Below are 20678 nucleotides of genomic sequence, written 5' to 3'. Positions count from 1 at the left end.
ATGAACCATTTAAATGCACCTTGGAGGTCTGAGTATTTTGAGACAAAAAGTGATGATTGTGTTTTTTGTAATATAGTAAAAAATCCTCAAAAAGATGATGAATTTGGTGTGCTTTTTAGAGCAAAACACTGCTTTGGTGTTATGAATCTTTATCCATATTCTCCTGGGCATTTTATGGTAATTCCGTATGAACACATAGATAACATAGGGTGTTTAGATGATGAAACTTGGTTTGAAATGAGTTTGTATGTAAAATTAGGAGTTAAAATTTTAAAAGAAGCATTAAATGCAACTGGTGTAAATATAGGTATGAATTTAGGTGCTGACGCTGGGGCTGGGATTTGTGAGCATGTGCATTATCATTTAGTTCCAAGATGGAAAGGTGATACAAATTTTATCACAACCATAAGTGAAACTAGAGTAGCTGGAGTTGATTTTGAAAAATTGTATAAGAAATTAAAAAAAGCTTTTAGTGATTTAAATTTAGTATAAACACTTAGATGTTAGAGTTTTCTCTAACATCTAAATTTATAATTAAAACTTATTCTTCCTTACACTATCAACTATATCTTTAGACATAGTATCAAGTTCTTTTGTGATAGTAAATGTATTATTAGCAATATTAACATTTTCTTTTGTTAAAGCATCTACATCAGCTACAGAGTTATTTATCATAGATATTGCTTCAGTTTGTTCTCTAATACTTTCACTCATCTCATTTATTGATTGAGTTAAAACATTTACATTAGCTTCTATTTCAGTTAATGACTTACCAGTTTTTTCTGCTAGTTTTCTAACTTCATCAGCAACAACAGCAAATCCTCTTCCTGCTTCTCCAGCTCTTGCTGCTTCTATAGCAGCATTAAGTGCTAGAAGGTTAGTTTGCTCTGATATATCTTTTATAATAGTTATAACATTTTTAATCTCTTCACTTTGAGCTATAACTTCTGTTGTTTTTTGATTAATTGAGTTCATTGAACTACTCATCTCTTCAACAGCAGCTGCACTTTCTTCAAGTGAACTGGCTTGTTTTTTAGCTGAAGCTGTTATTTGATCTACTGCTTTAGATAATAGATCTGATTTTTGTTGTAAGCTTTCTGCTTGAGATAGATTTTGTTTAAGCATATTTGATATTTCATTGCCTAGATTATTAACATTCTTAGACATAATTCCATTATCATTTAATTTAGCTGTGAAATCTTTATTTGCATAAGAGTTTAATAAATCTAATAAATCATGTGCATTTGAAGCAATTCTTTCTTTTAATACAACTTGAAGTTCTTTAAATGTATTTTTTAGTTCATTTAAAGCAGGATTACTACTATTTGCTTCAAATGATGCTAAGAAGTCTCCTTCTTTTATCTTATCTACAAATGTATCAGCTTGCTTGATAAATATCTCTTCATCAGATAAATTCTTTTTAGTTTTTTCTATGTTTTCATTAATAGCTTTTGCCATAGCTCCAAATTCATCTTTAGTTTTTACATTTATTGTATTAGCATCTTTTGTTTCGTGATTGATAAATTTAAATACATTGTTTAGACCTGATTGGATGATGGAGATTGGTTTTAAGGCTTGTTTTATGATTATTATAACTACGATTATTAGTATGATTATAAAAATACTAAACATAGTAATTTGAGCATTTGTTATTTTTGAGAGTTCATTTTGAAATTCTTCCTCATCCGCTATTAAACACAAATTCCACGTAGTTATAGGGTCTTTTTTGCAAATAGCCACTCTTTCTTTTCCATTTAAGTCATAATGAGCAATGCCGCCATTTTCTCCGCTTAAACTTTGTTTTATTGCATTTTCTATCTCTGGAATTTGTTTTCCTATTAAATCTTTATTTGGATGAACAAGCATTGTATTATCAAAATCTGTTATAACTATATCTGTTGTTTTGGTTACTTTTATTTTAGAAACTTCATTTTGAAAATCATCTAGAAAAATATTTGCACCTATTACACCTACTATTTTACCATTTGAAAATACTGGAGCAAATGCTGTTGTTGTAAGTTTTTTGGTTGTTATATCCTCGTATGGTTTTGAAAATCCCGGTTTTTGTGTTTCCATGGCTGATTTGAACCACTCTCTTGTTCTACCATCAAAATTGTTTATAACAAATGCATTATTATTTTTAATTAGGTCTGTTTTGATGGTTTTGCCATCTTGAGCATAGCCTAAAAATAGTGCTTCGTATGGCGAAGTTGAAAATGCTTTTTGCAGTTCATACATTGCAGAATGCTCTTGAATATAAGCTTTGTTTTTTCCTATCTCCTCTGCAAATTTGGATACTATGGAAAGTCTGCTTGTAAAGTATTCATCTACATAAAAAGTAGCAGTATCTAGGTTTGTTTTTCTTGTATTGTCATATAGATACACCACTGTATTTTTTGTTGAATTATAGTTGATTACAAAAAATACGCCAAGACCTACTATAACGCAAGCAACTATCAATAGCGTTAATTTTTGTGAAAGGCTCTTCATCCCCCCCGTATTGAAATTATAAAGTTTATATTACAATTATAATCATTAAAATATAGTTAAAGTTAATTTTCAATATATCTTTTAAGTATTATCATTGCACTTAAACTATCTAGTTTTCCATCTTTTTTCTTATGATTTATAACGGCAAAATCGCTAGCTTCCTTGCTTGAAAAACTCTCATCAATAAAAATTATCTCACCATCAAAATATATTAAATTTACAAAGTGTTTTATGCGTCTAGTCATCTCATCTTCGCTACTTCCGCCAAGTGGGATACCAACAACAAGTTTTTTTGCTTTATAATCTTGTAGTAACTGACTTATTTCTTTTGAAGCTTGATTGCGATTTTTGCGTATGACTGCGTTTAGTGGCAAAACTACTCCATTTTCATAAGATATGGCAACTCCTATTCTTTTTAAGCCAACATCTATAGCTACTATCATTTCACACTCACGCTAAAACCATTTATACTGATTTTTCCAAGTAGTTCGTATTCGTAAATTTTGCTTCCAAATTTATTTAAGCACTCTGTTAAATTTGAATTATTTTTTATAAAATCTAGCATTTCGTCTTTTTGCAAATTTTCTTGTAAGTTATCGCCAAATTTCTTTCCAAATTCGTCAAAATCATCTAAAAGTATCGCATCTTTTTGTTTTAGTAGCAAATTTGTACCTTTGCTTTCATCTATCCTTTGAGGAAAAACAAATATAGGAATTCCTAAATCTTTGGCTATTTTAGCACTTGAAAGTGAGCCACTAGCGATATCGCCCTGAGCTATGACAACGGCTTTACTAAGTGCGACAACTATACGATTTCTCTCTAAAAAACGATGTTTAAATGGCGGCTCATCTGGCTCATACTCACTTAAAACAAGTGAATTTTCATACATTTGATTTATTAAATTTGAATTTGTTTTTGGATAAATGATATTTAAACCATTTGCAAAAACAGCTATGGTGTTTGGAAAAGCGGCTTTGTGTGCTGTTATATCGCATCCAATCGCACCGCCGCTTACTACGCAAATGCCATATTTTTTAAGATTTAAGCATAAATTTGATATCAAATTTTTAGTATAAAATGATATTTTTCTTGAACCAACGACTGCAATTTTTGGCATTTGCAACAAATCGGTATTGCCTTTATAGTATAGCGTTTTAGGTGGATTTTTTAGTCTTAAAAGATCTTGCGGGATTTTATCTAATATATCCATAAATTTCCTTATATAGTCTATCTACATACACAACTTCTACATCTTTTAACATATCTATGTTTTTATTTATAGTTTTTAGAGTTATATCGTGTGGATGACCTATGGCTATGGCGTAACCTCTTTTTTTTGCTATATTTATAGCATCTTTGAGTTGCGTTTTTATTTCTATTTCAGAGTGAATATTATCTAAAAAAACATCCCTAGATAGATATGGCATATTGTATTTTTTACTTATATCTTTAACTTTGCTTTTTGCTATTGTTTTGCTATCAAGAAGCACAATATCTTGGGATTTTAAAATACTCATAAGTTTATCTAAAGCTTGAGTGTTTGATGTAAATTCGCTTCCGGTATGGTTGTTTAGAAATTTAAGCTTTGGAAAATCTTTTTTTATTTTTTTTATCCTTTTTAACATCAGGTCTTTACTATCTGTTATATGCATAGTATTTGGTTCTTCATTTTTATAATTAATCGCACTCATTGGTAGATGAATCATATAAAAACTAAATTTATTTGCAATTTGAGCTGTATTTGGAGTATTTGTTGATACTGGAAATATAGATGGAGTAATTTTTAATTTTATTTTTTTGATAAGCTCTGCTTGTGTAAAAGTTGAAACATCATCTATTATAATTGCAAGAAGTGGTTTTTTGCCTCTTCTATCTAGCGTTTTTGCCGTTGTATCATAAATTGCTTTTTGTGATTTCTTTTCTAAATCCTCATCTTCGTATTTTTTTTGGCTATCTATAATACTAATTTGTTTTGATATATTTTTATCTATTGTGTTGTTTTCATCTTTTATTTGTGTGCTTTGGTTTGCATCTAAAAGTTTAAAAAATTCACTTAAATTTTGCTCTGCTAACTCTTGTTCTTGGATTTTTTGATATGGTATGTTTGTTTGGTATTTTGGATAATTAGTGTTTTGCTGTGTGTGTTTTTCTTTTGCTAAAACTTCTTTTTTCTTATAAATAATTTGATCTGTTTTTGGGTTGGTTTGATTGTTTGAAGTTAAAATTTGTTGCGTAGTTGTTATATTTTTATCTTCGATATTTTTTTGTGAATTTATTGCTATACCATAAATGGCCGCAAAAAAAACTAATATTATAAAAACGCAGAAAATATACCATTTAAAAGTGTGCATTTTAGCACACTTTTTTGAAGATTTTTTTTTATTCAAAATATTAGTTTTTAGATTGATCTATTAATTTACCGCTTTTTATCCAAGGCATCATAGATCTAAGTTTTTCGCCTGTTTTATTTAAAAGAGAACTTTGAGACATTTTTCTTTCGGCATTCATTCTTGCATAACCTGCTTTTTTCTCTAAGATAAAATCTTTTGCAAATTTGCCATTTTGTATCTCTTTTAAAATTTCTTTCATAGCTTTTTTGCTCTCTTCGTTGATAACTCTTGGACCACTTACATAATCGCCGTATTCAGCAGTATTTGATATAGAATATCTCATATCGGCCATTCCGCCTTGATATATCAAATCAACTATAAGTTTCATTTCGTGTAAGCACTCAAAATATGCCATTTCTGGTTCATATCCAGCTTCAACAAGAGTTTCAAAACCTGCATTTATAAGCGAACAAAGTCCTCCGCATAAAACAGCTTGTTCTCCAAAAAGATCAGTTTCTGTTTCGTCTTTAAAAGTTGTTTCTATTATACCGCTTCTTCCGCCACCTATAGCGCAAGCATAGCTTAATGCTAGCTCTCTTGCTTTGCCAGATGCATTTTGTTCAACTGCTATAAGATCTGGAATTCCGCCACCTTTTACAAATTCGCTTCTTACAGTGTGTCCTGGTGCTTTAGGTGCTATCATTATACAATCAATTCCATCTGGTGCTTTTATTTGACCAAAATGAACATTAAATCCATGAGCAAATGCTATGGCACTTCCTTGTTTTAAATTTGGTTTTATCTCTTTTTCAAAAATTTCACTTTGATGTTCATCTGGTGTTAGTATCATGATAATATCAGCTTCTTTTGTAGCCTCGCTAACGCTTAAAACTTTAAAGCCTTTTGCTTCAGCTTTTGCCCAACTTTTTCCATCTTTTTTAAGTCCAACGATAACCTCTACACCACTATCTCTAAGGTTTTCAGCGTGTGCATGACCTTGTGAGCCAAAGCCTATCATTGCAACTTTTTTACTTCTTATAAGGGATAAATCACAATCTTTATCATAAAATACATTTACAGCCATATGAAATCCTTTTTTAAAAAATTTGAAATTTGATTATAGTTAAATCTAGTTAATAAACTACTGAATTTACTCTTCAAAAAATATATCGCTTCTTAGTCTTATTAATGATAAAAAGCCTAGTGTTGCACTTTGTTCTCTTATGTAGTTTCTATTGCCTTTTAGAAAAAATCTTTCTACCATAATATTTCCATCTTTTGAGCCAGATCCTATAAATACAGTTCCAACCGGTTTTTCTTTGCTTCCGCCATCTGGACCTGCTATACCGCTAATTGCTATAGCAAAATTAGCCCCACTTGCTACCAAAGCTCCTCTTATCATTTCTTCGACACACTGAGAGCTAACAGCACCATAAGTTTGAAGAGTTGCATCTTTAACTCCAAGCCAAGTGGATTTTATCTCATTTGCATAAGTTACCAAAGAGCCATCAAATGCAGATGATACACCGCTATAAGATCCAAATTTAGCAGCAAGTAAACCACAAGAACAACTCTCTGCAAATGTTATCTTTAACCCTTTTTTTATAAGTGTATTTGCGATGTGTTGTATAGGATCTTTTTGGAGAATTATCTTTTGTGAAAAAAGATTTTTAGCACTTTGCAAAAAACCGTCTATTTGACCAAATTTATTTTCTATGGCTTTAACTATAGTCCAGTTTGCAACCATTTGACTTAAATTTATATTTATATCATATGTTTTTGCTAATGGTTCAAGCAATATTTTGGCACTTTCACTATCTAAATCAAATATAGAAAAATAAGCAAAATTTCTTTCAAATTTACTTAAAAATGGAGGCAAATCTTGAGTTGGATTTGCATTTATTAAATTTACTTCTGCGTTGTTTATCTTTAAAACAAAGCTTCCGTTTGAAAATTTGCTAACTTTGCTTGGAACCAACATTTCATCTTTTAACTCTAAAATATCGCTTGTAAGAGTTGCAAGGACTTTGCTTGCGATATGGTAGTTATCGTCTGTTGTAAAAATGGTTAGTATATCATAAGCAAAAGTGTAATGTTCTATGTTAAAAGGTAGATTTTTGTCATTTTTATTTATATAATTTATGACGCCTTTTTCTCCAAAATAATCTTCGTATTTTTCATATATATATGCTAAAAACGAACTATTTAGTATGATATCTTCGCCAATAATTAAAATTCCATGTTGCATAATTAACCTTTCGCTAAATTTCTAATTATCATTGAAATTTGATTTAGTTCAGTATTGTTGTAAATTATATTATCAAAGTAGTTTTTATGTTTTTCTAAAATGCTTTTTTTATCGTCTATCATCAATACTGTTTTTATGTGAGTATTTGCGTTTTCGTCCGGATTTGATAGTAATTTTTCTATATCGTCTAAATTTAATTTTGGTAAATTTATATCTATGATTAATACATCATAAGAAATTTCTTTTATAAGTTTTTTAAATGTATTTAAACTTGTAGCGACATCTATATTTTCAAAAAATTCTTGGAATTTATTTTTCATCAAATTATTATCAAGAATAGATTTTTTAACTATCAAAATATCTTTTTTATTTACATTACTGCTTTTTGTATAATGAGCGGTAATGGTTTGTCTTAACTGCATATTTGGTATGATTTTATGTTGCGGTATGAGTTTGTTTAATAATCTTGAAAGAGTATTGATTTTTAATGGTTGAGATATTAAATCATCAAAGCCATTTCCATAAATACTTTCATCATTTCTTTTTATGATATTATCTGTAATTGCTATGATTGGAGAGTGATTTATAGCATTTTCTTTTTCAAATTCTATGATACTTTTTATGCCATGTTCATCTATTTGCATCGTAGGATCTAGTTGTATAAAAATTACTTCATAAGATAGTTGAGTATATTCAGAAATAAGTTCTTTTATGGATGTAACTATGGTAGTTTGTATATACAAATAAGATAACATATATTTTATAAGTTTTTGCATAGTAACATCAGTTGTCAAAACTAAAGCTTTTGCGTTAAATTTATCATCTATTTTTTCTATTTTATTGCTTATAATGTAGTTTGGATTTGATTTTTTAACGGACATTATGTTTTGTAATGTTTTATCTATATAAGTTAATTTTATAGGTTCATCTATGTAGAAAATATTTTGATTCATATCTTCTTCTTTTACAGAGTTTAAAATATAGTAATTTACACTAATGATTATAGGTTTATTAAATTTTATTTTTAATTCCATATAATCATCAAAACGAATAAAGATAATATCAAAATCAAAATATTGTGGCTTGAGTTTTTCTACATTAGAGAAAAACTCGCAATCAACTCCAAGACTGCGTAAATAAATTTCTAAAATTTTATTAAATTCTTCACTTTTTGATTCTATAACTGCTATTTTTAAGCTATATTGATTTAACGGCACATTTATATTGGTATCTTTTAAATTTATGATAAAATCAAATGTATTTCCAGTTTTTGAGTTATTTTTAAATATAAGCTCTCCGCCTAGTAAAGTGGCTAATTTTTTAGATATACCAAGTCCTAAATTTAAATATTTTTTTTCATATTCCTCTTTGTTTATTGAGGTTTCTATAAAAATTTGATCAATTTTTTCTATATTTATATTTCCACCATTATCTTCAACGCTAAATTTTATTTTAACTTCATTTTTAACATTACAATCCATTTTTATTACGCGTAAGATTACTTTCCCGCCATCGTGTGTAAATTTAATGGCATTATCTAGTAGGTTTATCAAAATTTCTTTTATTTTTACTAAATCGCCATTTATGTAGCTTGAAAGTTTTGGGTCTATGAAAACATAAAATTCGATATTTTTATCTGAGGCTAAAAGCACAAAAATTTGTGCAGTGTTTTCAAATTCTTTTATTGGTAGAAAATCTATATTTTTAATTAAAACTTGATTGTTTTCTATATTTTTGGTCTCTTTTATATTTTTTGCTATTTGAAAAATATTTTTTGCATTTTCTTTTATGTTTTTGGTTATGACATTTTTATATCTTTTTTCTATCAAATCTATATAGCTAATTATGCCTTGTAATGGAGCTTGTATCTCATGAGCGATATTTACTAGAAGATCTGTTTTTATTTGATTTGCTTTTTTAAGAGAGCTTATAGAGTAAGCCATATTTTTTATGGATTTATCTATGTTTAAAAACGCATATTGTATATTTTTCTTAGAATTAAATTTAAAATTTATTTTTTCGTCTAAATAGCCTTTTTGTTTTAGTGTATCAAGCGTATATCTGAAATATTTCATAATTTGATTTCGTCTATTAAGACTTATTATCAGTTCTATAAAAAATACACCGCATAGCACAAGCATAAGAATATAAATTTTAATGTCATTTTCAAGGAATTCTTCGTATTGTTGCAATTGTGTTGATATATTTTGATAAGCTATGTCGTTATATTGATATAATATAGATAATTTATCGTCAGTTTTTTCAGTCCATTTTCTATATGGTGTTTTAAATTCTGCATTTTGTGCTTCAAATAATATATTTAGTTTTAATTCAGAGCATATTTGAAATAAATCATTTAGTTCGTCATTTGGATCTATATTTAACATTTGTGCTTTTGAATTAGTTGACATTAGTATAAATGGATTTACATTTGTATTTGCATAAGCTATTTCTAGCCAAAATTGTTTTTGATTTTTTGATATTGGTGTGTTTGTAATCAAAATATTATTTATATAGTCTCTTTGCAGGTTTGTCGTGGTAATAATATCTTGAGAAAATATAATGTAATTTATAAATGAATTTATATTTAGTGGGGCATTATAGTTTAAAAGAGTTGTAAGTTTTTCTAAAATTTCTTTGTTTAGATATCTATATATTTCTAGATAAGGTGCGTATAAATGCTCAAAATTATCTAGTTTTGGATTTTGTCTTATTTTGCTCGTTTTTGTTAAAAATATATTTATATTTTCGCTTAAATTTTCTCCATAAGCGTATTGTATAAGTCTATTTGTTTTTTGTATTTGATTTGTAAAAATTTCTACATTAAAACTATTTGTTTTATCTAGGGTTAAGACACCCATTTGAGCTTCTTTTTCTATAGCTGTTTTTAATTGTTTTAATGTAGAATACTCCTTTAGAGTTGTTTTCATTTCATCGTTTTGTTTAAGTTTTTCATAAGTACTATATATGAAATATGAAAAAATAATTGCTAAAACAAGTAATGGTATGCTAGTTACAATTTTAAATGTATTTTTCATGCTAAATAAATTTATCCTTGAAATTTATATTAAAGCATATTCTACCAAAAATTATCAAAAACTCTTTTTAATTTATCGGGTAATATTTACCCGATAAATGTATTTTTATGAATTATAAACATCCTTGCTTAATGTTTTTAGTCCTTTGTCTGTTGCTATACTGGCAATCATTCCGCCAGATACATTTGTAGCTGTTCTTACCATATCAATGATTGGATCAATTGCTAAAATAGTTGCAAGAAGTGCGAAATTGTTTTCTAAGCCAAGACCTGTTATAACAACGGAAAGTGCCATTATAGCAATTCCTGGAATTCCTGCTATGCCAAATGAAGCTATTACGCTTAATATCACTATCATTGCAATGTATTCAAAAGTTATATTTACCCCAAGTGCATTTAGTAAAAACACAGCGGCACTTCCAGTATAAAAACCAGCACATCCATTCATTCCAATCGTTGTTGAGATACTTGCCACAAAAGATGCATTGCTTGAGCTTACGCCAAATTTATTTGTAAGTGTTGATATTGTCATTGGAAGTGTCCCAGATGAGCTTCTTGATGTAAAAGCCATTATTAGCGTTGGCAGGGCTTTTTGAAAATATTTTATAGGATTTAAGCCATTTAGCAAAAGAACAATAGTGTGCATACTAAGTGTTAAAATAGCTGCTATATAGCATAAAACAATATAATCAAGTGCAGAAATAATCGCATCAAATCCGTTTTCTAAAAATGTATTTGCTATCATTACAACAACTACATAAGGTAAAAATGATATGACTTTTTTGGTTATTTGCATAATGATTTTATAAATAAAATCTATCAAATTTCTAAAAATATCAAAATTTTTTATATTTTCATCTTTTTTTGCTAGAATATTTGCACCAAATGCTATAAATAAAGAAAATATAACTACGCCAAGAACATTTGTATTTGCCATAGCTGAGATTATATTGCTTGGTATAAAGTCCAGTATAACTTCATTTAGAGGCTTAACTTCTTTTATAATTTTTGTAGTAGTTTGATTTATCGTTCCTGAGCCTACTTGCATAACAATAGCCAAAGTTATACCGATGAGCGAAGCAATGGCTGTTGTTATCATCAGATAAGAAAAAGATATGCCAAAGATATTTTTAAATTTGACATTTTGATCCAAATTTATGATAACCCTTATAATGCCAAAAAATATTATAGGAATGATTAAGAGCTTTAAAAAGCTTATAAACATAACTATTATAAATTTAAACCACACATAAATTTCATAAAGTGGTCTTAGGTTAGTAGAATCTTTTAAAGATAATATATTTTGATGTGGAAAATTTGCTAAATATAAGCATGAATACCCAAGTAAGATTCCAAAAATTAAAGATAAAGCCATAATCTTGCCGTTACTTACTCCTGCATTTTTCAACACTTTTAACAGATAAAATATAAATGCTAAAGCAAAAAGTCCAAGTAGAGTGTAAATGCTAGATATGTTAAAAAAATTAACAAAAAAACTATACATAAAAGTCCTTTTAAATTTGAAATTTAAAATATATAATAATAATATATTAAATATTTTAAAAAAAGTTATTATACAATATTTTTGATATTATAGCAATACTTTTAAATATATAAATATTATATATTTTTAATTTTATTAGCTACTTTAATATTTGTAAGGGATTTTATCTCTTCAAAACTAGCTTCATATATTTTATCAAACGAGCCATAATAATTTAGTAATTTTTTTATACTTCCATCGCTTATTCCAAGATTTTTCATCTTTGAGCTATTTAAATCCATTTTTCTTTTTGTTTTTTGATGAAATGAAATGGCAAATCTATGGGCTTCATCGCGTAGTTTTTGAATGAATTGCAAAATTTTACTATTTGTTTCAAATTTAAAAACTCCGCTTTTTGTGTAAATTTTATCTTTTGCGTTTCCTTTTGCGCGGTGAGCTTTAGCGTCTATTTTTTCTTTTGAAATAGCAATCACATCTACATTTGCACCACTACTTTGGATTATTAAACTAGCTAAATCCAGCAAAGCTTGTCCGCCATCAATTATCCATAAATCTGGCGGGTTTAGTTTATCAAATCTTTTAGCTCTTAGCGTTAAAAACTCATTCATTTGATCATAATCGTTTTTGCTTTGTAAATGCGCGTGTCTATAGGCATCTTTTATAAAATGATCCAATTCAAAACTTACCATAGAGCCAACATTTGCAACACCTTGCATATGCGAGTTATCAAAAATTTCTATTCTAAAAGGAGTATTGTTTAAATCAAAAGTTTGTTTTATGTCATTTAAAAGCTCATAATTGCTATTTTTCAAATGTTTTTGAATTTGTAAATCGCAGTTTTTATACGCAATGTCGCAAATTTTTCTTTTTTCGCCTATTTTTGGAGTTTGGATCTTAAATTTAACCATATGTCTTTTGCTTAAAATTTCAGCTACCAACTCTTTATCTTCAAAATCCTCATATGTGTAAATTTTAGTAGAGTTTATCGGGCTTTCTTTTGGATAAGCTTCTATTATAATTTGTTTATAAAGTTCATTTATCTCATTAATACTCGCATTTTCAACCATTGAAATAATATGTCTTGAGTTGCTTATTTTGCCATTTCTTATATTAAATATTACAGAGCAAACTATATTTTTATCAGCTTTTATGGCAATTACATCGAAGTCTTCTAATTTAGCCAAATCAACCTCTACTTTTATTTGCATATCTTTTATGGTTTGGATTTGATCACGCACTATAGCTGCTTCTTCGTAGTTTTCGTTATTTGCATAATTTATCATTAAATTTTGTAAAAATGGCACAAGAGACGCTGGATTTTGCATATCTTTTATGGCATCATCTACTATTTTAGAGTATTGTTCTTGCGAAATTTTATTTTCACAAGGTGCATTACAACGCTTTATTTGATAAAAAAGACAAGCTTTTTTACCTTTTATACACGATTTTTTTTGAACAAGTGGAAATTTAAGATACAAAGCATTTAAAATTTCTTTACTACCTTTAAAATATGGACCAAAATACCTTACATTTTTACCTTTTATAACTTTTCTTGTTATTTCAAAACGCGGAAAATCCAAACTTAAATCTATATAAATATAAGGATATGTTTTATCATCTCTTAGTAAAATGTTGTATTTTGGCTTAAGTTGTTTTATAAATGAGTTTTCTAATATCAGTGCGTCGCTTTCAGAATCTGTTATGATGTATTCTAAATGCACGCTTTGACTTATCATCCTGGCTATACGCATACTAAGGCGTGGGCTTGGGGATAGAGCTGGGCTAAAACTAAAATAACTTCTTACTCTATTTTTTAAATTTTTTGCCTTACCTACATAAAGAAGTTTTCCATCTTTATCAAAATACTCATAAACACCTGGATTTTTAGGAAGAGCTAAAATGTCATCTATAAGCATTTTTTAGTTCTTCTTTAATGTTTTGATAAATTTTGTGTATTTCTTGCGATGTGGCTAAATTTTCAAACTCGCCACAAGATAAATGCGAGTAATCTTTTTTTATTTTTATGATTTTTTCTTCTTTTTTTGGTTTTTTTATGATGATTTCTATCTTTTTAATATTTGATAAAGTGCTATTTTTGTTTATTTCGCAGTATTTTTTTAATAAGTTTTTTATTTGATTTATACTACTATCACTATTTAATTCTTGCTTATATGCAGGATGTAAAACAACTATATACATAATTTCATCTTTGCAAAATGTGTTGTTTATAATGCTATTTTTGGATTTTCCAAGAAGAGATATAAACTCTTTTGCTTCTTTGAATTTTTTTAATTTGCTATAAGAAGGAGTGTTTGACATATGAGTAATAATTTCTTTAACGCTTTTCATAAGGTTATTTTAGCATTTTTTTTATTAATTTTATTTGCAGCTTGCGGTTATAAAGCACCGCCTTTTTATTCCACAGATTCTTCTAATGATGTAAATAAAACGAATGAAAATTTTATATCAAATCACGATACGATAACAAAATAAAATTTAATATAAAAATAAATAAGTTTAAATTTGATACAATTGTGCTTGGTTAAATTTAGATTAAACAAATAGGAATTTTTATGAAAACAGCAGATATTATAGTTTTAGACTTTGGTTCGCAATATACTCAACTCATTGCTAGAAGATTGCGTGAAAATGGTGTATATGCAGAACTTTTGCCATTTAATGCAAGTATTAGTGATATAAAAGCAAAGTCGCCAAAAGGTATTATTTTAAGTGGTGGACCAGCTAGTGTTTATGCTAGCGATGCTTATTTTTGCGATGATGAGTTATTTTCTTTAGGTTTGCCAATTTTAGGAATTTGTTATGGAATGCAGCTTATTGCTCATAAATTTGGCGCAAGTGTGGTTGCTGCGTCGCATAAGGAGTATGGTAAGGCAAATTTAAAATTTAAAAAAGATCATGATTTATTTAAGCAAACAGATGATGAGCAAATAGTATGGATGAGTCATTCTGATAAGGTTGAAAATTTGCCAGATGGCTTTGAAACGATAGCAACTAGCGATAATTCTCCGTTTTGTGCGTTTGGAAATGAAAAAGAGAGAATTTATGCTTTGCAATTTCATCCAGAAGTAGCACATTCGCACTTTGGCGATAAAATTTTAAAGAATTTTGCAAAATACATTTGTGGATGCGAAAGCACTTGGAATATGGGAAGTTTTGCTAAAACTCAGTGTGAAACAATAAAAGCAAAAGTTGGAAATGATAAAGTTTTGTGTGCTGTTAGTGGCGGAGTTGATAGTTCTGTGGTTGCTGCACTTCTTGCTCACGCTGTGCCGCAAAATTTGATTGTTGTTTTTGTTGATAATGGACTTTTAAGAACAGATGAGGCAAAGCAAGTAGAGGCTACATTTAAACTAAAATTAGGCGTTGATCTTATAAGTATAGACGCGAGTAAGTTGTTTTTAGAAAGATTAGAAGGTGTGAGTGATCCAGAGCAAAAAAGAAAGATAATAGGCAATACTTTCATAGAAGTTTTTGATAAAGAAGCAAAAAAACATGAAAATGTAAAATATCTCGCTCAAGGCACACTTTATACTGATATCATTGAAAGTAGCGTAGTTGGATCTAGTAAGACCATAAAATCTCATCATAATGTTGGCGGTCTTCCAAAGGATATGAAATTTGAGTTAATTGAGCCATTAAGAGAGATTTTTAAAGATGAAGTTAGAAAACTTGGGATAGAGCTTGGTTTAAGCCCAGATTTAGTTTATCGCCATCCTTTCCCAGGACCAGGACTAGCTATACGCATAATGGGCGATGTTACAAAAGATAGGCTAGAACTTCTTAGAAAAGCAGATGTAATCTTGCGAGATGAACTTAAATCAAGTGGTTGGTATAATAAAACTTGGCAGGCATTTTGTGTGCTTTTAAATGTAAATTCGGTTGGAGTTATGGGCGATAATAGAACTTATGAAAATGCAGTTTGCATTCGCGTGGTTGATGCAAGTGATGGAATGACTGCAAGTTTTTCAAGACTTCCTTATGATTTGTTAGAAAATATAAGTCGTAGAATTATAAACGAAGTTGATGGAATTAACCGCGTAGTGTATGACATTTCAAGCAAACCACCTGCAACGATTGAGTGGGAGTAGTTAAAAACAGGCTCTAAAGCCTTATAACTAGCCATTTTGTGATTGGTGTGCTTGCGAAATGCTTGCAAATTTTAGAAATTGGTCACCTGAAGAATAATTTTCAAGGAATACAAAAAGCAACTAAGAGAAAAATCCTAGTTGCTTTTTTGTTTTTTATCATTTATAAGTTTAATACTGCTTTCATAGAAACTGCCAACAAATCTGTGGCGATTGTTTTAGCAACTTCTAATGTAAACGGCAGAGCTTTATCTTTAATTATCTTCTTGACATTATTCCATGTAGTATCTTCTCTAATTTTATCTAAAAATCATGTCCTTCCCAAGTTAATGAACCAACTGAAAAAAGTATAATGAGTTATCAGCATACTGAGCATTATAGTAATCAATCAATCCAGCTTCATTTAAAATTTTACAATGATAATCAATTTGTAAATTATCATAATTTTCTAGTTCAAGATTTGACAATGCCGTATCAATATATTGTTATTCGATTTTAAATAAAATTTTTCTGCATAAGTCCATATCTCTTTTCAAACTTAATACCTCCTGCATTACTTATAAAATTTTGTCGTTTTAACGATTCCGTTTTTATAGCAAATTATTTTCTTTCAAATACTCAATTCTCTTTTTTAGAATTTCATCTCTTGAAAGTTCCTCAAACTCTTTCTGTGTTAATGGGAGAGAATAATATTCTACAGACTTATTTTTCATAGAATCAAATTGTTCTTTTGTAATAGAGTAAGACTCCAAGTCAAACAGATTATCAGACAATTCTTTTAGAATATTACATACGTCAGCATTAAAAGCGTGTTCTTTATCATTACCATAGAACACAAGCTTAACATTCCATTTATTTTCATCGGTTTCAATGTCATTATTGGAGAATTTATCTTCAACAATTATTTCAAATCCGATTTCTTTTTTCATTGCCAGTTCATACATAAATAATACAAAATCTCTCATGCTTGAAAGACCGAAAGCATAGACACTTCTTCCAGCAAGCCAATCTAAAGATACTTTGCATTTATCGGCAATATCTATCAGCACATCTATTGTAGGATTATTTTTACCATTTTCATAAGCAGACATTGACGGTTGAGGTATTCCTAAAAATTCTGCAAACTCCTTTTGTGTTTTTTTATTTATAGAACGAAGATATTTCAATCGTTCTGATACAGTTTTATTATTCATATTATAATCTCTTATATTTATTATATCTTATTATATCAAATTGTATACTAAAAATAAAGAGAAATTCTGATAAAAATTATAAATAACTATTGACTTATATTGTATAAATCAGTATACTAATATATATCGCAAATTAAAATAAACGAGAAAGGAGGAAAAATATGAGAAAAATGTATGTTTATGCTGAAGAAGTCAGCAAAGATTGGGGGAGTTTCAAAACCTAAGGCATACAAAATGATAAAAGAATTAAATGAGAGAATGTTAAAAGGCAATCCAAATCTGATAGTGATTGCAGGCAAGGTTAATCGAAAATTTTATAAAGAAAACTATTATGGACAATCGAAAGAAGTGTAGGAGGTGGTACTGTGTCAGCAAGCAAGGATAAAGAAAGAGGTACCTGGAAAATTTATTTGAGGTATGTTGATTGGCAAGGAGTAAAACAAATCCATACAAAACAAGGTTTAATACTTTGATCGATAAGAAATTTAATGATTCTGTGCTTATAGAGTTACTAAATTGTTTTGAAACACGAGATGATAAAAGGATTGAAGAACTTGTTACAGATGAGGCTACAATACCAACTATCTTTGAATATATTTTGGGAATAATATGGTATAAAGTAAGTGAAAGACAGGGTAATATTTTGGACTTCATGAAGTTATCGTTAGAAGCTAATTTATTGGCTAAGACACATGCGGCCGGAGGTTATGCAGACATTATATATGAATATGAAGCGTGTACCTCTTATCCAAAACATTCATTATTGCTTGAAGCAACCCTTGCAGATGGAAATAATCAAAGAAGAATGGAAATGGAACCTGTTTCAAGACATTTAGGTGATTATAGGATAAGATATAATAATCCGTTTGATTATAGCTTATTTGTTAGTACACATTTAGATAAAAATGTGATTTCAGATTTTAGGTATAGAAAGATAATACCATATACCAAAGATGAAGAAACTATCACAGGTATGAAGATTATTTCAATAGATACAGATTCTCTTAAGAAGATAATTGAAAATAAAGTTAAGTACAAGTATCTGTATGAAGTATTTGATAAATACCATGAAATGCCATTAGAGACTGTAGATTGGCATGATGGGATGATAAAAGAGGCTACTGGGGAGTATAAAGCATAGTGGATATAATGGAGAAGGAGATATTATGATTACAAAGATTGAAAAAATAGAAAATTTGGGAATATATAAAAATTTCAATTCTTCTAAAATTAATGAATTTAAACGATATAATCTAATATACGGATGGAATGGTTCAGGTAAAAGCACATTATCGAGATTGTTTAATTCGTTAAATGGAAAGAATATTGCTGAAATATATAATGGCTTTAAAATTTCGATTTGTATAGATGGTACAGTATACGCTGAAAATCAGTTTCCTATATCAACTGAATCTATAAAAGTATTTAACGATGACTTTATAAATGAAAATATTGATTGGAATGGAATTTTAAAAAGTATATTGTTGTTAGACGAAAAAAATATTAAGGAAATGGAGTCATATAATTTATTAAAAAATGAATTATATGGAGATGGAAGTGCTGTAGGGATATTAAAGGAAATTGAAAATAAAGAAAAAGAATTACAAGATAAAGAAAAAGAATTACAGAAAATCTTAACTAATATTGGTAAAAATGTAAAAAATAATTTTCAATTATTAGATACGACAGATAGTTATTATATGAATTATGATAAAAGAAAAGTTTTATCACTAATTGAAGATCAAAATAACCCTATATCTAAGAATGATTTAATTAGAAATGATGAGTTAGATAGTGTAATCAAAAAAGCAAGACCAATAAAAAAAGATGCTATTACAAAGAAGATAGAGATTTTAAATATAGATAATATTCGAAAGGAAATTCAAAAAACTAGTGAATTAATTGATAGAACTGTAACTTCAAGAGTAATAGAAGAATTAAAAAATAATTCTCAGTTATCAGCTTGGGTCGAAAATGGTTTAAATTTACATAAAACCGAACATAGAAAAATATGTGCGTTTTGTGGTTCTAGTATTAGTAATGAAAGAATAGAAAAGCTAGATGCTCATTTTAGCAATGCATTAAGCAAGTTAAACTCAGAGATTGCCTTATCTATATATAGTTGGGAGTCCTTAAAAATTAATGCAGATATATTTTTAATAGATGAAAATGATTTTTATGATGAATTATTAGAGCAAGTGAAAGAGCAAAATTCTCAGTTTAGGAAGATTTCACAATTAGCCAACAAAGAGATAGAAGTTTATATTGAAGTCTTAAAAGAAAAACAGAAAAAGCCTTTTGAAAAACTTGGGAATACATTTGAAGTAGATAAATTAATTAATTCTTTTAATGAATTGAATTTGGTAATAAATAAAATAAAGGCATATATTGACATACATAATGAGAAAGTAGCTAATTTCGATGCCGTTATAAGAGACGCTAAAAAGCGTATTGAACGACATTATATTCAAGAACAAATTGAACAGTTGCAGTATAATGACAAAAAAGTGAAACTACAACAGTTTAAGGATAGTTTGGAAAAAATAAAAGAATCGTGCGATAAAAAGAAAACAAAATATGCAGCACTAGAAAATAAGCTATCCAATGAAACTTTAGGAGCTGAGGAATTTAATAAAAAGCTTGAAAAATTTCTGGGCTATGGAGAGATAACTATAGAATTTGATAAAGATGAAAAAGGATATAAAATCTATAGAAATGGTAGAGAGGAAGCAAAGAACTTAAGTGAAGGAGAAAAAACGGCGATAGCATTTATTTATTTCATAACAAAAATTAAGGAAAATGGGCAAAAAATAGAAGATACTATTCTTGTAATTGATGATCCAATCTCTAGTTTTGATTCAAATAAACTTTTTTCTGCATATGCATACATGAAGTCTGAATGTGATAAAGCAAAACAATTATTTGTATTGACACATAATTATAATTTCTTTTCACTAGTATTTAGATGGTTTGATAGAAAACATATTAAAGTTGATGATAAAAAATGTCCTAATTACAGTATATATAGAATTGAAAATAAATTTGAAAATGGAGTGAGATTTGCTTTTTTAAATGATGGTGGTGAAGGTCTAAAACAAGCGACTGAATATGACTATATTTTCAATACGGTATATTCTTTGAAAGATAAAACTTTATCGAAACAAGAAATGATTTTTTGTGGGAATGTTGCAAGAAAACTTGTTGAATCATTTTTGAGTTTTAAATTTCCAAAGCAACGAGCAGATTTAATGTCACTACTAAATGCTGCTTTGCCAGGACAAGATAATGATATAATTAGAGAAAGAATATATAAATTTATAAACATATATTCTCATGAAAAAAAGATTAATGTTCTTGAAGGATTAGATACTGAAGTTTTAGATGCTAGTAGTCAAACAGTAATAAATGATATTTTAAAAATGGTAAAAGAGCTAGATGAAAGACATTATAATGCAATGGTTGAAAAAGTGGAAAAAGAATTGGCAGATTAATTTATTTAGTTTAATGTTCCGTGCTTGCAATATGCTTGCAAAAAATCGGATAAACAGAAATAAATTATATAATAAGGCTAAATTTTATAATAAAAACATTGATTTTATGCTATTTATACGAAACGATATCAATGGACATATCGAGTGTGGGAGGGGGTAGTAAAAACAGCCTCTAAAGCCTTATAAACGATTTTTTTGTGAGTGTTGTGTTTGCTATAAAAACTAAAAAAATAATGATTTGATTGATTATTGAGTAAATTTTGATTGATACTTTTAAAT

General features: G+C 28.3%; 16 protein-coding genes and 2 pseudogenes. 5 read left to right on the top strand and 13 right to left on the bottom strand.

What is annotated here, in order from left to right; translation table 11 throughout:
• A complete protein-coding gene (locus CSPT_RS05190; RefSeq protein WP_089182628.1) occupies window positions 1–492 on the top strand; it encodes an HIT family protein in 492 nt (163 codons plus the stop codon).
• A 42-nt stretch (window positions 493–534) separates the two neighbouring features.
• Here CSPT_RS05190 and CSPT_RS09495 read toward each other — a convergent pair.
• The 11 genes and pseudogenes from CSPT_RS09495 to CSPT_RS05140 form a co-directional block, all read right to left on the bottom strand.
• Window positions 535–936: pseudogene (locus CSPT_RS09495) on the bottom strand (methyl-accepting chemotaxis protein); the annotation flags it as partial.
• A gap of 741 nt (window positions 937–1677) precedes the next feature.
• Window positions 1678–2490: pseudogene (locus CSPT_RS09490) on the bottom strand (cache domain-containing protein); the annotation flags it as partial.
• Window positions 2491–2552: 62 nt separating this feature from the next.
• Window positions 2553–2933 carry a Holliday junction resolvase RuvX gene (ruvX, locus tag CSPT_RS05180; protein ID WP_089182626.1) on the bottom strand — a complete coding sequence of 127 codons (381 nt, stop codon included), beginning with the start codon at window positions 2931–2933 and terminating at the stop codon, window positions 2553–2555.
• Window positions 2930–3700, bottom strand: coding sequence for a DNA-processing protein DprA (gene dprA, locus CSPT_RS05175; protein ID WP_089182625.1), 771 nt, complete (start codon window positions 3698–3700; stop codon window positions 2930–2932). The genes ruvX and dprA overlap by 4 nt, the downstream gene beginning before the upstream one ends.
• The gene (locus tag CSPT_RS05170) at window positions 3684–4841 is read right to left on the bottom strand and encodes a divergent polysaccharide deacetylase family protein (protein WP_143297535.1); all 1158 of its coding nucleotides are present in this window, start codon (window positions 4839–4841) and stop codon (window positions 3684–3686) included. Before CSPT_RS05170 ends, dprA begins: the two co-directional genes overlap by 17 nt.
• Before the next feature lie 40 nt (window positions 4842–4881).
• Window positions 4882–5904 carry a ketol-acid reductoisomerase gene (gene ilvC / locus CSPT_RS05165; RefSeq protein WP_089182623.1) on the bottom strand — a complete coding sequence of 341 codons (1023 nt, stop codon included), beginning with the start codon at window positions 5902–5904 and terminating at the stop codon, window positions 4882–4884.
• 66 nt (window positions 5905–5970) lie between these two features.
• Window positions 5971–7068: a CinA family protein gene (locus CSPT_RS05160; protein ID WP_089182622.1), complete on the bottom strand. Its 1098-nt coding sequence runs from the start codon at window positions 7066–7068 to the stop codon at window positions 5971–5973.
• Window positions 7069–7070: 2 nt separating this feature from the next.
• Window positions 7071–10106: an ATP-binding protein gene (locus tag CSPT_RS05155; RefSeq protein WP_089182621.1), complete on the bottom strand. Its 3036-nt coding sequence runs from the start codon at window positions 10104–10106 to the stop codon at window positions 7071–7073.
• Between the two features lie 105 nt (window positions 10107–10211).
• Entirely contained in the window at window positions 10212–11609 is a 1398-nt protein-coding gene (locus CSPT_RS05150; protein ID WP_089182620.1) for a cation:dicarboxylate symporter family transporter, read from the bottom strand.
• Window positions 11610–11725: 116 nt separating this feature from the next.
• A complete protein-coding gene (gene uvrC / locus CSPT_RS05145; RefSeq protein ID WP_089182619.1) occupies window positions 11726–13525 on the bottom strand; it encodes an excinuclease ABC subunit UvrC in 1800 nt (599 codons plus the stop codon).
• Window positions 13512–13958: a hypothetical protein gene (locus tag CSPT_RS05140; protein ID WP_149051353.1), complete on the bottom strand. Its 447-nt coding sequence runs from the start codon at window positions 13956–13958 to the stop codon at window positions 13512–13514. The genes uvrC and CSPT_RS05140 overlap by 14 nt, the downstream gene beginning before the upstream one ends.
• Before the next feature lie 224 nt (window positions 13959–14182).
• Between CSPT_RS05140 and guaA the strand changes: the two genes are divergently transcribed.
• A complete protein-coding gene (gene guaA / locus CSPT_RS05135) occupies window positions 14183–15718 on the top strand; it encodes a glutamine-hydrolyzing GMP synthase (protein WP_089182617.1) in 1536 nt (511 codons plus the stop codon).
• Window positions 15719–15756: 38 nt separating this feature from the next.
• On the top strand, window positions 15757–16068 hold the full coding sequence (locus tag CSPT_RS09070; RefSeq protein ID WP_161492215.1) for a hypothetical protein: 312 nt from the start codon (window positions 15757–15759) through the stop codon (window positions 16066–16068).
• Here the strand turns inward: CSPT_RS09070 and CSPT_RS09540 are convergent.
• Together CSPT_RS09540 and CSPT_RS05125 are read right to left on the bottom strand one after the other, a co-directional pair.
• Window positions 16042–16182, bottom strand: a complete 141-nt coding sequence (locus CSPT_RS09540) for a DUF2513 domain-containing protein (protein WP_472297450.1) — start codon at window positions 16180–16182, stop codon at window positions 16042–16044. The genes CSPT_RS09070 and CSPT_RS09540 overlap by 27 nt on opposite strands.
• Before the next feature lie 123 nt (window positions 16183–16305).
• The gene (locus tag CSPT_RS05125) at window positions 16306–16908 is read right to left on the bottom strand and encodes a helix-turn-helix domain-containing protein (protein WP_089182616.1); all 603 of its coding nucleotides are present in this window, start codon (window positions 16906–16908) and stop codon (window positions 16306–16308) included.
• 424 nt (window positions 16909–17332) lie between these two features.
• Between CSPT_RS05125 and CSPT_RS05110 the strand changes: the two genes are divergently transcribed.
• Together CSPT_RS05110 and CSPT_RS05105 are read left to right on the top strand one after the other, a co-directional pair.
• Complete coding sequence (locus CSPT_RS05110; protein WP_201261369.1) at window positions 17333–18049, top strand: AlwI family type II restriction endonuclease; 717 nt, start codon at window positions 17333–17335, stop codon at window positions 18047–18049.
• 25 nt (window positions 18050–18074) lie between these two features.
• Window positions 18075–20399: an AAA family ATPase gene (locus tag CSPT_RS05105; RefSeq protein WP_089182615.1), complete on the top strand. Its 2325-nt coding sequence runs from the start codon at window positions 18075–18077 to the stop codon at window positions 20397–20399.
• Window positions 20400–20678: the final 279 nt, after the last annotated feature.

The sequence above is a fragment of the Campylobacter sputorum subsp. sputorum genome, from assembly GCF_008245005.1.
Taxonomy (GTDB): domain Bacteria; phylum Campylobacterota; class Campylobacteria; order Campylobacterales; family Campylobacteraceae; genus Campylobacter_F; species Campylobacter_F sputorum.
The sequence above is the reverse complement of the archived record's forward strand: the minus strand, read 5'-3'. Positions and strand labels throughout refer to the sequence as shown.

Coding starts and splice junctions, on each gene's coding strand:
- CSPT_RS05190 (WP_089182628.1), top strand. CDS start 1: ATGAACCATTTAAATGCACCTTGGAGGTCTGAGTATTTTGAGACAAAA.
- ruvX (WP_089182626.1), bottom strand. CDS start 2,933: ATGATAGTAGCTATAGATGTTGGCTTAAAAAGAATAGGAGTTGCCATA.
- dprA (WP_089182625.1), bottom strand. CDS start 3,700: ATGGATATATTAGATAAAATCCCGCAAGATCTTTTAAGACTAAAAAAT.
- CSPT_RS05170 (WP_143297535.1), bottom strand. CDS start 4,841: ATGCACACTTTTAAATGGTATATTTTCTGCGTTTTTATAATATTAGTT.
- ilvC (WP_089182623.1), bottom strand. CDS start 5,904: ATGGCTGTAAATGTATTTTATGATAAAGATTGTGATTTATCCCTTATA.
- CSPT_RS05160 (WP_089182622.1), bottom strand. CDS start 7,068: ATGCAACATGGAATTTTAATTATTGGCGAAGATATCATACTAAATAGT.
- CSPT_RS05155 (WP_089182621.1), bottom strand. CDS start 10,106: ATGAAAAATACATTTAAAATTGTAACTAGCATACCATTACTTGTTTTA.
- CSPT_RS05150 (WP_089182620.1), bottom strand. CDS start 11,609: ATGTATAGTTTTTTTGTTAATTTTTTTAACATATCTAGCATTTACACT.
- uvrC (WP_089182619.1), bottom strand. CDS start 13,525: ATGCTTATAGATGACATTTTAGCTCTTCCTAAAAATCCAGGTGTTTAT.
- CSPT_RS05140 (WP_149051353.1), bottom strand. CDS start 13,958: ATGAAAAGCGTTAAAGAAATTATTACTCATATGTCAAACACTCCTTCT.
- guaA (WP_089182617.1), top strand. CDS start 14,183: ATGAAAACAGCAGATATTATAGTTTTAGACTTTGGTTCGCAATATACT.
- CSPT_RS05125 (WP_089182616.1), bottom strand. CDS start 16,908: ATGAATAATAAAACTGTATCAGAACGATTGAAATATCTTCGTTCTATA.
- CSPT_RS05105 (WP_089182615.1), top strand. CDS start 18,075: ATGATTACAAAGATTGAAAAAATAGAAAATTTGGGAATATATAAAAAT.